The sequence below is a fragment of the Hominilimicola sp. genome (assembly GCF_046972485.1).
GTDB classification, from domain to species: Bacteria; Bacillota; Clostridia; order UBA1381; family UBA1381; genus Hominilimicola; species Hominilimicola fabiformis.
In genome coordinates, this window is the sequence record NZ_JBKVWU010000056.1 from 1 (window position 1) to 13,698 (window position 13,698).

The 13,698-nt window shown below is 38.4% G+C and carries 9 protein-coding genes and 1 pseudogene; 2 read left to right on the forward strand and 8 right to left on the reverse strand.

Going from position 1 to position 13,698, the window contains the following annotated elements; all coding sequences use genetic code 11:
- The 4 genes from ACLTU0_RS07195 to ACLTU0_RS07210 all read right to left on the reverse strand — a co-directional run.
- Positions 1-738: tetratricopeptide repeat protein (locus ACLTU0_RS07195; RefSeq protein WP_412321835.1), on the reverse strand; the 738-nt coding region annotated here is incomplete at its 3' end.
- Between the two features lie 86 nt (positions 739-824).
- Positions 825-2,231: an asparagine--tRNA ligase gene (gene asnS / locus ACLTU0_RS07200; RefSeq protein ID WP_412321840.1), complete on the reverse strand. Its 1,407-nt coding sequence runs from the start codon at positions 2,229-2,231 to the stop codon at positions 825-827.
- 90 nt (positions 2,232-2,321) lie between these two features.
- Positions 2,322-3,329 (reverse strand): aspartate--ammonia ligase, encoded by a 1,008-nt coding sequence (asnA, locus tag ACLTU0_RS07205; protein ID WP_412321837.1) that lies wholly within the window; start codon positions 3,327-3,329, stop codon positions 2,322-2,324.
- A 3-nt stretch (positions 3,330-3,332) separates the two neighbouring features.
- Positions 3,333-3,512: a DUF896 domain-containing protein gene (locus ACLTU0_RS07210; protein WP_022230753.1), complete on the reverse strand. Its 180-nt coding sequence runs from the start codon at positions 3,510-3,512 to the stop codon at positions 3,333-3,335.
- Between the two features lie 453 nt (positions 3,513-3,965).
- Between ACLTU0_RS07210 and ACLTU0_RS07215 the strand changes: the two genes are divergently transcribed.
- Both ACLTU0_RS07215 and spo0A read left to right on the forward strand, forming a co-directional pair.
- Positions 3,966-6,095: a heavy metal translocating P-type ATPase gene (locus ACLTU0_RS07215; RefSeq protein WP_412274095.1), complete on the forward strand. Its 2,130-nt coding sequence runs from the start codon at positions 3,966-3,968 to the stop codon at positions 6,093-6,095.
- A gap of 227 nt (positions 6,096-6,322) precedes the next feature.
- Positions 6,323-7,105: a sporulation transcription factor Spo0A gene (spo0A, locus tag ACLTU0_RS07220; protein ID WP_022230750.1), complete on the forward strand. Its 783-nt coding sequence runs from the start codon at positions 6,323-6,325 to the stop codon at positions 7,103-7,105.
- Positions 7,106-7,157: 52 nt separating this feature from the next.
- Here spo0A and ACLTU0_RS07225 read toward each other — a convergent pair whose 3' ends face one another.
- From ACLTU0_RS07225 to ACLTU0_RS07240, 4 genes and pseudogenes are all read right to left on the reverse strand, one after another.
- A complete protein-coding gene (locus tag ACLTU0_RS07225) occupies positions 7,158-9,668 on the reverse strand; it encodes an S-layer homology domain-containing protein (protein ID WP_147513677.1) in 2,511 nt (836 codons plus the stop codon).
- A 251-nt stretch (positions 9,669-9,919) separates the two neighbouring features.
- Complete coding sequence (yihA, locus tag ACLTU0_RS07230; RefSeq protein WP_022230748.1) at positions 9,920-10,552, reverse strand: ribosome biogenesis GTP-binding protein YihA/YsxC; 633 nt, start codon at positions 10,550-10,552, stop codon at positions 9,920-9,922.
- 24 nt (positions 10,553-10,576) lie between these two features.
- Positions 10,577-12,889: an endopeptidase La gene (lon, locus tag ACLTU0_RS07235; RefSeq protein WP_308456103.1), complete on the reverse strand. Its 2,313-nt coding sequence runs from the start codon at positions 12,887-12,889 to the stop codon at positions 10,577-10,579.
- 344 nt (positions 12,890-13,233) lie between these two features.
- A pseudogene (locus ACLTU0_RS07240) lies at positions 13,234-13,698 on the reverse strand (sigma 54-interacting transcriptional regulator); the annotation flags it as partial.

Below are 13,698 nucleotides of genomic sequence, written 5' to 3' on the forward strand. Positions count from 1 at the left end.
CTTACATTCTTTCAGCTTTTCGGCATATTCTGCGGCTTTATCGTACTTGTTAAGTTTCATTGCAATCTGTATGCCGTGATAAAAGCCCTCGACAAAGTTAGGTGTCGACCCGACAAGTTCATCAGATATTTTTTCTGCTTTTTCATATTCGCCTTTTCTGAAATAACAAATTGAAAGATTATCTTTTATGTCCCTGTCATCACTGTTGTAATCATAAGCTTCTTCACAAAGTTTTGTTGTTTCGTCAAGGTCATCGTTTCTAAGTAATTTAAAATAGCCAAGCATACCGTAAATACTTGAATTTCTGTAACCTTCGTTCATCATTGACTGTGCATCCTCAATCGCCTCGTCAAGTCTGCCCTGCTTATAGTAAACCATACATCTTTGTTGCTTTGCCAAATTCTTTTTTTCCGGTGCAAGCCCTTTTACTCTTATAATCGGATCAAGAACTTTTTCCGCCTCGTCGGCATAACCTGTACGTAAAAGCACATATGCGTAAGACGATTTCAACTTTACATTTGCTCTGCCCGTTTCACACGCCTTTTTATACCACTCTCTCGCACGGTCCTCGTCACCGATTTCAAATGCTTTGTTGCCGTTTATCGCATAATAGGTCGGCAAAAAATTATATATTCCCACACCTATAGCCACAATCGCAACGGCTATTCCAAGAAATACATTAAACTTAAACGCTACAATAATTATAGCAAGTGCAATAAGAACTGCAATTAAATTCATAAAAATCGTACCTTTCTTTATAAAAATCAAGAGGCTGCAAGCAGCCTCTTAAAATAGTAGTCAAAACCGCCATAGTTTTGTCTTGATTAATATTCGGCAGTACCGACTGTTCTTGGGAACGGAAGTACGTCACGAATGTTAGAAACACCTGTAATATACATAACAGCTCTTTCAAAGCCAAGACCGAAGCCTGCGTGTTTGTTTGTTCCGTATCTGCGAAGGTCAAGATAGAAATTATAATCTTCTTCCTTAAGACCAAGTTCTTTCATTCTTTCAACAAGTACGTCGTAATTTTCTTCTCTCTGGCTTCCGCCGATGATTTCTCCGATGCCCGGAACAAGCAAGTCCATAGCCGCAACCGTCTTTTGGTCATCGTTAAGTTTCATATAGAAAGCCTTGATTTCCTTCGGATAATCCGTTACAAACAACGGACGCTTAAATACCTGTTCTGTAAGGTATCTTTCGTGTTCTGTCTGTAAATCGCAGCCCCATTCCACCTTATTGTCAAACTTAACCTTACCGGCTTTTGAATCTTCGATAAGTATATTTACAGCCTCTGTATATGTTACATGAGCAAACTCACTGTTTACAACGTGGTTTAGACGGTCAAGAAGTTCCTTGTCGATAAATTGATTAAAGAACTGCATTTCTTCGGGAGCATTTTCAAGACAATAGTTAATGATATACTTTAGCATATCCTCTGCAAGTTCCATATCGTCTTTTAGGTCTGCGAATGCGATTTCAGGCTCAATCATCCAAAATTCAGCCGCATGACGTGTTGTATTTGAATTTTCGGCTCTGAATGTAGGACCGAATGTGTAAACATTTCTAAATGCCATACAGTATGTTTCAACATTAAGCTGACCGCTTACCGTAAGGTTTGCCTGTTTTCCGAAAAAGTCCTGTGAATAATCAACAGTTCCGTCATCATTCTTAGGGACGTTGTTCAAATCAAGTGTTGTAACTTGGAACATTTCGCCCGCACCCTCGCAGTCACTTGCAGTGATAATCGGAGTATGAACGTACACAAATCCCCTCTCTTGGAAGAATTGGTGAATTGCATACGCAATCATTGAACGCACTCTGAACACTGCCGAGAATGTATTTGTACGCGGTCTTAAATGAGCGACTGTACGCAAATATTCAAAGCTGTGTCTTTTCTTCTGTAACGGATAATCCGGTGTAGATTCACCGTCGATTACAACGTTTTCAGCCTTTAATTCAAACGGCTGTTTTGCGTCCGGTGTAAGTACAAGTGTACCTGTTGCCGTAATTGCAGCTGCAATGTTTAGCTTTGAAAGTTCCGCAAAGTTATCAAGTTTATCCGACTCAATTACTATCTGCAAATTCTTAAAAAATGTACCGTCATTTAATTCGATAAAGCCGAAATTCTTTGAAATTCTTATGTTTCTTATCCAACCCGATACTGTTATTTCTTTTTCCCCAAACTCATCCTGTTTTCTGAACAAGTCTTTTACAACTGTTTTCATAATCTAAATAATAATCCTTTCAATAGTTATTAAATATAGTAGCTCTGTGCCACTGCTTCGCCTTTTAGGCATCTCCCCTTAAGGAGAGGCTTATTATAGTAGCTTTATTCCTTTTTCTTTGCAAGTCTTACGCATATCGTCCGGCCATACAGATGCCTGTACTTCGCCGATATGAGCCTTACCAAGCATATACATACACAATCTTGACTGACCGATACCGCCGCCGATTGTATAAGGAAGTTCCTTATTAAGAAGTTTCTTATGGAAATCAAGTTCAAGTCTGTCCTCACAGCCTGCAATCTTAATTTGAGAAAGAAGTGAATCTTCGTCAACTCTGATACCCATGCTTGAAAGTTCGTAAGCCATATCAAGAACAGGATAATAAACAAGAATATCACCGTTAAGCTCCCAATCGTCATAATCCGGTGCTCTGCCGTCGTGTCTTTGACCCGACTTCAATTCTTTACCGATTTGCATTAGGAATACCGCTTTCTTTTCACGAAGAAGTTTATTTTCTCTTTCTTTCGGTTCTAGATCAGGGTACATATCCTCAAGTTCTTGCGTTGTTATAAATGTAATTTCCTCAGGGAAATTATTTTCAATACCGCTGAACTTTTGGCATACTCTGCTTTGAGTCGACTTCATAGCGGTATATATACGTTCTACAAAACTCTTTAAAGTTTCAACAGTTCTGTCTGACTTATTTATAACAGCCTCCCAATCCCATTGGTCAACGTACATAGAGTGAAGATTGTCCACTTCCTCATCACGTCTTATGGCGTTCATATCTGTATACAAGCCCTCACCCGGATTAAAACCGTATCTGCCGAGAGTCATTCTCTTCCACTTTGCAAGTGAATGAACAATTTCAAGTGTAGCACCGCCGATACAAGGTGCATCAAAACTTACAGGACGTTCAACTCCGTTAAGATTATCGTTAAGACCTGTTTCGGGACGTACAAATAACGGTGCTGAAATTCTCTGCAAATTAAGTGCAGAAATTATTTCATGCTGAAATGTATCCTTTATAAATTTAATTGCTTTTTCCGTTTCGCGTCCGTTAAGATTTGATTTATAGTTTTCGGGAATTATTAGTGACATTTTTTATTCTCCTTTATCAATTATTTCAATATTGTCAAGCGTCTGTTTGAAATTCTGACGTATGGCATTAAGATATTCTTCACGGAGCTTTGCACGCTCCGTCATTTCCTCAGGCGTCAACCCATCGGAACTTCTTGCCTTTTTCGCAAGTTCATTTATTCTGTCAATTTTCTTCTTATCCAAAAGATTTACCTCCCCAAGAAAATATCACTACTACTATTCTAACCCATTTTGAAGAAAAATTCAAGTAAAATATGGGACAATGTGCAAAATTAATATATTAGTCATAATATATATTACAAAACATTGAAAGGAGGCACTCACAATGGGCGAATGTTGTGGAAACGGTTGTCAAAGAGGCGGTTGCGATTTTGATCTTGATATGATTATTTGGGTTCTTATTATTATCGTTATCGTTACTTGTATGTGCAACAACTAATATTACATCAACTCCACTTTCAAAATATCAGTGGCAAACAGCGGTGCTTTTTCGGAAGCACCGCTGTTTTGCGGTATAAAAACATATTTTTAAGTATTATTTTTATTTTTTGAATAAAACTATTGACAAATGATATAGTATACCGTATAATGAATATATGAACAGTTATTCATATATTCAAGTATGGAGGTGCAGATATGAAAAAAAATAACGATAGTAATATTGCGGAAGATAATAAAGATGTCTGTTGTGAAAAACATGAACATCATCATGAACACGAGGACCATTGCGGTTGCGGTCACGATCATCATAAACACGAGTACGAGGCTCATTGTAGCTGTGGACATGAACATCATCATGAGCATGATGACCGCTGCGGTTGCGGTCACGACAATCATCACGAGCATGAAGACCATTGCGGTTGCGGTCACGATAATCACGAACATGGCTGTGGCTGCGGTTGTGGTTGCGAACATGGAGAGGAAGATGAAAAAGTTCTTACTATAAGACTTATAGCCGGTGCAATACTTTTTGCGGCAGGTATCGTAACAGAAAACGTACTTTCTTCCCCATTGATATCTGATATTTTATTTGTAGTCGCTTATATTGTTCTTGGCTATGATATAGTTTGGAATGCGATTAAAAACATATTCAAAGGACACTTATTCAACGAAAACTTCTTAATGAGTATAGCAAGTATCGGTGCATTTGCTGTCGGTGAACACCCTGAGGCGGTTGCTGTAATGCTGTTCTATCAAGTCGGCGAGGCATTGCAGGAACGTGCGGCACAAAAGAGCCGTAATTCAATTACGGAACTTATGGATATTCGTCCCGACTATGCCAATACAGAAGTAAACGGCACGATTACAAAAGTTTCTCCGTCTGAAATTTTAATCGGAGATATTATAATTGTAAAACCCGGCGAAAAAATCCCTCTTGACGGTACAATAACTTCGGGCGAAACATATCTTGATACAAAAGCACTTACAGGCGAAAGCGTACCGCGTAAGGCTGTTACTGGTGATACTGTATTGAGCGGAAGTTTGAATACAGGCTCACCTATATATATTAAAGTAGAAAAAACATACGGCGAAAGTACCGTTTCAAAAATTCTTGATATGGTTGAACACGCTCAAAGCAAAAAAGCAAAATCGGAAAAATTTATTTCCGTATTTGCTAAATACTATACACCGATTGTCGTTGCACTTGCGGTAATAGTTATGTTCGTTCCTCCCCTGTTTCTCGGAGATTTCAGAACTTGGATATATCGCGGACTTATGTTCCTTGTGGTTTCTTGCCCTTGTGCATTGGTTGTATCAATTCCGCTTGGTTTCTTTGCCGGTATAGGTTGTGCGTCAAAGAACGGTATTCTTGTTAAGGGCAGTAACTTCATCGAAAAGCTTGCTAAACTTGATACTGTCGTATTTGACAAAACAGGTACTCTTACAAAAGGTGTATTCGCCGTAAAAGACGTATATTCTGTTATCGACAAAGACGAACTTATAAAATATGCCGCTTATGCTGAATTTTACTCAACACACCCTATCGCAGTATCGGTTAAAAATGCTTACAAAAACACCGTTGACACTGCAAAAATCTTAAACTACACAGAAATTTCCGGTATGGGTATCAGTGCAGATATAGACGGTCATAAAGTTTTAGCCGGTAACGTCAGACTTCTTGAGAGCAACAATATCTCTCACGAAAAAGCAAAATCATACATCGGAAGTATTATATACATTGCAGTTGACGGAAAATTTGCCGGATATATCGTTATATCTGATGAAATCAAAGCTGACAGTAAAGTTGCAATTTCAGCATTGAAACAGCTTAATATCAAATCTGTTATGCTTACCGGCGACGTAAAGAAAAACGCCGATTATACCGCAGAGCAGATTGGTATTGATAAAGTTTATTCGCAGTTGTTGCCACAGGATAAGGTTTCAAAACTTGAAGAAATCCTTTCTTCTAAAAATCCTAAAAAGAATGTTGCATTCGTCGGTGACGGAATTAACGACGCACCCGTACTTATGCGTTCGGACATCGGTATTGCTATGGGCGGTATCGGTTCGGACAGTGCAATCGAGGCGGCTGACGTTGTTCTTATGACTGATGAACCTTCCAAAATTGCCAAAGCATCTAAAATCTCCGCAAAAACTATGTCGGTTATAATCCAAAACATTGTATTCGCTATCGGAGTTAAAGTTCTTGTTATGATTTTAAGCGTACTTGGCATAAGCACAATGTGGCTTGCAATTTTCGCTGATGTAGGTGTATCATTGCTTGCGATTTTAAACTCACTTCGAGCATTATATTACAAAGATTAATAACATACCACCATATAAGAGATGTCAAAACAAAAAGTTTTGACATCTTTTTTTGTTGTATTTTACAGTATTTACGGCATTAAAAAAATATATTTTAAATTTTTTTGGAATTTTTTTGAAAAATCTCTTGATTTTATTAACATTTTATGGTAATATACTTTACGTAATGGAAAACATTTACAAATAGTAGACATCATATTAACTTTATACAATAGGAGGACTTACTTATGAACAACAATATCTCTGTACTAATAGCAGATGACAACGAAGATTTAGCAAAGGAATTATCATCATACATAGGTGCAAAGCCTAATATGACAGTAACGGCTATTGCAACAGACGGTGAAGAGGCTTACACTCTTATTTCTCAAACCAGACCCGACGTTATAATTCTTGACCTTGTAATGCCGAAACTTGACGGTATAGGAGTTTTAAAGCGTATGCAGACTTTGACATTTGATAAAAAGCCTAAAATCATAGTTTATTCCGTTTCATCAATAGCAATTAAAATGGCTGCGTCAGTAAGTCCTTTAATAGACTACTGTCTTTTAAAACCGCAAAGCAACGAACGTGTATACGAAGTTATTCAAGATTTAACATCTGTTCCTATGGTTAGCGCAATACCGCTTTCACACAATATAACAGCTCAAAAAGCCGAAGAAACAGACCTTGAAACTATCGTTACAGACTTCATTCACGAGCTTGGTGTTCCGGCACATATTAAGGGTTATCAATATATCCGAAGTGCAATAATGATGGTTGTTGAAAATATGGATCTGTTAAACTTCATCACTAAACAGCTTTATCCCGAAATTGCAAAGGCATATAATACCACCGCCAGCCGTGTAGAACGTGCAATCCGCCACTCAATAGAAGTCGCTTGGAGCAGAGGTAAGCCTGAGGTTATGAATGAAATTTTCGGCTACACAATCCACACAGGCAAAGGCAAGCCGACAAATTCAGAATTTATCGCAATGGTTGCCGACAGAATCAGACTTCAATTAAAATAATAAAATATATCTTCTCTCAAAAAAAGTATCCTCTGTTGAGGATACTTTTTTGTTAATTTTCTTGAACTGTTGTTTCTCCGCCGTCTGTTTCGGGAATGTCTGTTTCCTCTGTTGTCGGTACTTCTGTCGGCTCAGGTATCGGAGCTAAAGTTGGCGTTGGTGTTGATTTAGGTTTATTCTGCAAATCGTATAATCTCATAATAGTTGAGATTGACTGTTCATTTGTATAATTTGATTTAGGTGAGAACATATCGTCGCCCATACCTGTCATTATCTCGGCTTTGTTCATCTGATAAACAGCCTCTTTTGCCCACTCGCCTATTTCTTCATCATCGGCATACTTATAATCCGACAATTTGTAATCCTCATAGAAATCGTTATACCCAATATACTGTGCTGTCTTATACAAAAGCATCGATGCCTCTTCACGCGTAATCGAATTATTAGGTTTAAACGTACCGTCCTCATAACCGCTTATAATTCCTGCCGTACCCAAAAGCGAAACTTCTTCTCTTGTTGTATCGCTGAATTTGACATTCTGCTCTGTCGGCAATTTATCCTTTGCCTTTAGCATATTTGCAAGGATTATGCAGAACTTTTCACGCGTCATATTGTCCGTATACACAAGTGTATCTTTGTATCTGTACGGTGCAACATCAAGCGAATACGCTCTCTTAACTTCTTTTTCTGCCCACTTTGACGGCTTTGATTTATTGAATGTTATATTTGCAAGCGGCATACGATGATTATAGTTCTCCCACTTCTGACCGTCTGCCGACTTAAATCTGTTTCCGTCTGCGTCCTCAACATAGTAATATCCGTCATAATAAACGGCAAGCTGAATAAGTTTATCAAATTCATACTTATCTTTTATTTTATAATTTTTGTCAAGATAGTAAATTGTCTTTACCTTGCCCCACTCTGAAGTGTAGTAATAAGGACAGCCGTCCCATTCAATCCATCTTAACATATATCCGGTATTTGTTTTCAAAAGTTCGTAACTGTCATAATTACCGTTTATAATATCCTTTACTTCCTGCGGCAATTCGTCCCTTACTTCCGATGCCAAGACACCTGTTGTAATCGGTCCTTGCTCTGCTCTCGGTTCATCGACATAATCTTCGTAATACTTATCAATATGACTTTCATTGCATACTCTGAATGAATTTCTTATACCGCCGACGTAATTTATAGGCAATACCATATTAATCGAAAATTCCTTTTCACTGTTTGCCGGAATTAATACACTTGCCATTGTATCTTTTTTAGCAGGACTTGACTCGTCTTTCAAAAGACCGCTGTGCTTGCCGTTTTCGTCCTCAACATACACCGCAATATTGGACGAAGTTTCGGCAACGTATTCAAAATACTTATCTTTATTCGTTACGTTCTTAACTTTTAAATTATATGCCTCTGTTACGCAATAGTTGCCCATACTGCAACCGTAGCCTTGATTACTGCGTTTAACGGAAAGTTCATAATTGGGAACATAGTCCTCTCTGTTGTACCAAGTTGACGCACCCGGATATTCCGCGGTATCACTGTGATACGGATCCCATATCCATAAATTATTTTTTTCTTTTTCCTTTACATTAGAGCCGTAATAATCAAGTTTTGAATCATCTTTGTATGTCAAAGTAAGCAAGTCCGACTGTACAGATATATCTTTCGACCAAATATCGTCCTGCGGATTAAGATTGGTGCACCACGCGTCCGTAACATAGCCGTCAGGCTGATATTGATTAAATACTTTGTTTTTTATATACTCACCGTCTTTGTATGTATTGTCAATAGTATATTCAAGGTCAACATTAACCTTTGGAAGTGAATCGGCAATACCTTTTTCCGTTCTTGTGTATGAATATTTTCCGAACTTTGCATTCGGGTCAAAACTGCTTCTGTCATTTAATTCATCACCCGTTTTGAATGCCGCAACATTAAAATTCATTTTGCCGTAATTAAGTGATAATTCTCCAAGTATCTGTGACGGCTTGTGATAGCCGATACTTGTGTAATCGTCCATATAGTCGCTAAGCCATATTGTTTCGCCTTTTTTCAGTTCAACAGTTACAGGCTCATATGGCTTTGCCTCGTATAACCAAGCACCGTTTAATTGTGACAGGTTTACACCAAGCATTGACGCAAGTCCGTTAATGCAACCGAATTTGTTTGTTTCTTTTGACCACGTTCCGTCACTGAATATAAACGACTCGTCCTCAACAGCCTCAAAAAAGGCTTTGTTTATAGTTATTTCACTGTCCTCAACAGCTGTAAGTTCAACATCAACTTCAATTTCATATCCTGCACCGTAACCGCCGTTACTGTCAGTGTAATTTATATGACAAATAAGAAAGTCATATAAATCCGGTTCAAGATTTTCGTTGTTCATAATATATGACGGCGGATTGTCGTCACTGTTCATTAAGTCCTGATTTCTGATTGCTTCGGGATTGTTGCAGTAAATCCACTTGCCTTCTCCTTCAGGCGTAAATGTCATATCTGCCGCCGATGCACTTACCCCCAATGCACAAAGCAATACTATAATTGCTAATATTTTCTTCAATTCCTCGTCCTCCTTTTGTATATTTATATTTATTTAGACGTTAAATAATTCAATTTTGTTCCATTTGTTTCCGTAAAAAAACGGAACATCTCAGTTCCGTTTTGTGTGTGATGTGTATTTTGTGGGTTGTAAAATGTGCCAATCTTTCTTGCCACCCCTCAGTCGGCTTTGCCGACAGCTCCCCTCAAAGGGAGCCTTAGTATGCCGCTCCTTGAGGAGAGATGCCTGAAAGGCGGAGTGGTGGCGTATTTTTATTCTTCTGTTTCTTCGCTTTCTTCATCATCACTGTAATAAAGCTCACCTGCACGCATCATTTCAATCATATCCCATACAGTATATTTGCCCTCATCATCTTGTGTTGAAAACGGTACAAGAATATCATCTTCGCCCATTTCAAGAGTTTCCCAAATTCTTTGAAGATTCGGCTCAATCTCTCTCTTTTTAAGCTTATCCATTTTTGTTGCAACAACTATCAAATTCGTATGATAATGGCGAATCCAATTTGCCATTGTTATATCGTCCTTAGTCGGCTTATGACGGCTGTCAACAAGCAATATCGTCTGCACAAGCGGTTCACGGTTTGCAAGATAATCCTCCATCATCTTGCCCCACTTTTCCGTTTCGGACTTTGAACGCTGTGCATATCCGTAACCCGGCAAGTCGACAAGATAAATGGTATCGTCGATATTATAAAAATTAATCGTAATTGTTTTACCCGGTGTACCCGATACTCTCGCCAGCGATTTTCTGTTAAGCAGTTTATTTATCATCGAAGATTTACCGACATTTGAACGTCCGGCAAATGCAAATTCCATATAACCTGTCGTTGGGTATTGGTTTGGACGTACTGCGGAAATTGTAAGGCTAACATTATGTATATTCATAATTTATATCATTCCTTTCTTCACTTATCTTAAAGCATTTTCAAGTACAGTATCCATACTCTTTACAGGTATGAAATTGATTTTGCTTCTTACTTCCTTAGGGACATCGTCTATATCGGCTTTGTTTTCGTTCGGAATAATAATATCGGTTATTCCTGCTCTGAATGCCGCAAGCGACTTTTCTTTCAAACCGCCTATCGGAAGAACTCTCCCTCTAAGCGTGATTTCACCTGTCATTGCAATATCGTTTCTTACAGGATTTTTTGTAAGCGCCGATACAACTGCCGTTGCCATTGTTATTCCGGCTGACGGACCGTCTTTCGGTACTGCGCCTTCCGGCACGTGAATATGTATATCCTTTGTTTTATGGAAATTTTCCGCAATACCGAGTTTTTGTGAATTTGCTCTTATGTAGCTGATTGCCGCCATTGCACTTTCTTTCATAACATCGCCGAGCTTACCTGTAAGTTCGACTTTTCCGCTTCCCGGCATAACGTTAACTTCTATCGACAGCGTGTCACCGCCTACCGACGTCCAAGCCAATCCTCTTGCAACACCTATTTCGTCCTGCTCATTCATTTTTTCAAAATGGAAACGTTCCTTACCGAGATATTCCTCAAGATTTTGCTTTGTAACCTCTATCGGTCTTTCGGTGTTTTCAAGAAGTTTCTTAACCGCCTTACGGCATATCTTACCTATTTGCTGTTCAAGTTTTCTGACGCCTGCCTCACGAGTGTAATATCCGATTACAGCCTCAATCGCGTCATCTGAAATTGTCAAATCATTGTCATCAAGTCCATTATTTTTCATAGATTTCTTCACAAGATAATCCTTTGCAATATGGAATTTTTCATTGCTTGTATAACCCGAAAGTTCAATGATTTCCATTCTGTCAAGCAACGGTCTTGAAACCGTATCAAGTGAATTTGCTGTTGTGATAAACAACACCTGTGACAAATCAAACGGTACTTCAATATAATGGTCGCGGAATGTTCCGTTTTGTTCATAGTCAAGCACTTCCAAAAGTGCGGCTGACGGATCACCTTTATAATCCGCACCCATTTTATCAATTTCGTCAAGCAAAATAAGCGGATTTTTTGTTTTTGCCTCTTTCATTGCCGCTATAATTCTGCCCTCCATAGCGCCTATGTAAGTCTTTCTGTGACCTCTTATATCTGATTCGTCGTGAATACCGCCGAGAGATATTCTGACATATTTTCTGCCGAGCGAACGTGCGATTGACTTTGCAACCGACGTTTTACCCACTCCCGGAGGTCCCGCAAAGCAAAGTATCGTACCGTTTTTGCCTTTTGTGTTCTGTCTTACCGCAAGATATTCAAGCACGCGTTCCTTGACCTTTTCAAGTCCGTAATGATCCTCATTTAATATCTTTTCAGCATTTTTAATATCAAAGCTTTCCTTTGACAGCTTGTTCCAAGGAAGGCTTAAAACAGTATCAAGATAATTTCTAATCACCGAACTTTCAGCCGACGACGGCGGCATCTTTGAAAACCTGTCAACTTCTTTCATAAGTTTTTCTTTCGTATCCTTAACGGTTTTCAATTTGTTTATTTTCTGCTTATATTCTTCTACTTCCGCCTTTATGCCGTCGGTATCGCCAAGTTCGTCCTGTATCACTTTTAATTGCTCGCGCAAAAAATATTCTCTTTGATTTTTGTCAATTCTTTCTTTGACTTTCTGTGCAAGCTGTTGCTCCAACTTCAATACTTCAAGCTGATTTTGTATTGTAATTATAAGTTTTTCCGCTCTGTCATATGAATCAAATTCAGATAAAATTTCCTGTTTTTCTTTTGTGTCAATTTCAAGACTTGCGGCAATCACATCACAAAGTTCGCCTATTTCCTCAATACCCATAACCGCCATAAAATTATCGGCAGTAAGTTTTGGATTTTGAGAGAAATATTCTTCGTAAGACTTTTTAAGTCGTCTTATATAAGCCTGTTTTAAAGGATGATTTTCTTCGTACAAATCGTCAAATTCCTGTACTTCTGCCTCAAAAAACGGTTTTTCGGAAATGAAATTTTCAATAATTCCACGTTCCAATCCCTTTACTATAACTCTTGTTATACCGCCGGGCATACGCATAACCTGTTTTATAACCGCAAACGTACCTATACTGTATATATCGTCAACAGTCGGTTGTTCTATTGTATAATCCTTTTGCGCCGCAAGGAATACTATTGAATCATTTTCAGCAGCACTTTCAAGTGCTTTTATGGACATTTCTCGTGCCGCGTCAAAGTTAAGCGTCATATGCGGGAACAAAACCATTCCACGCATTGGCACTACCGACACACGTTTTAGTTCTTTTTCCAATCCGTTTTCACTCCTATAAGATTAATATTACTATTATATAATTTTTTCGTATAATTTTCAACTGTTTTTTACAGTTTTTTATTTAGGTTTTATGACCGATATATCAATTATTTTTTCATCACTGCTTATATATCCGTTTGTATAATGACACGTTTTTAAAATCCACGCAATATCGTCCAAAGTTACGTTTCTTCTGTTGTCAAGAAATATAATATTTTTAGCCATTTGAAGAATTTTAACCGCATCTCTGCCGTTTTTCGCATAACGTGCAATCATCTCAACCGCATTTTGTTCTATATTGATTTTTATTCTTTCAGCCGCACCGTAAATTATCTTTTCTATATTATCCCTTGTCAAAGGGTTAAAATAAATTTCGACACATCTTGAACGAACAGCCTCGGGGATTTCTTCGGGCTTTCTGGTTGTCGCACCGATAAGTCTGAAATCTGCAGGTATGCCGTTTTTGAATACATCGTGTATATACGTTGGGATTTTTTTGTTTTCTTCGCTGTAATATGCACTTTCAAACATAACCCTCCTGTCCTCAAGCACCTTTAACAGCTTGTTAATCTGGCAAGTCTGTAATTCGCCAATTTCGTCTATAAACAAAACTCCGCCGTGAGCCTTTGACACCGCTCCCTCTTTAACCTGCGGTACACCTGCAACGCCGTATGCGCCTGCACCTTGATATATCGGATCATGTACCGAGCCGATAAGCGGATCGGCAATGCTTCTTTCATCATATCGCATTATCGTTGCAACGGTGTACAAAGGGAACATAATAAAAAACTTAATAATGGACTGCCAAT

Coding starts and splice junctions, on each gene's coding strand:
- ACLTU0_RS07215 (WP_412274095.1), top strand. CDS start 3,966: ATGAAAAAAAATAACGATAGTAATATTGCGGAAGATAATAAAGATGTC.
- spo0A (WP_022230750.1), top strand. CDS start 6,323: ATGAACAACAATATCTCTGTACTAATAGCAGATGACAACGAAGATTTA.
- asnA (WP_412321837.1), bottom strand. CDS start 3,329: ATGTCACTAATAATTCCCGAAAACTATAAATCAAATCTTAACGGACGC.
- yihA (WP_022230748.1), bottom strand. CDS start 10,552: ATGAATATACATAATGTTAGCCTTACAATTTCCGCAGTACGTCCAAAC.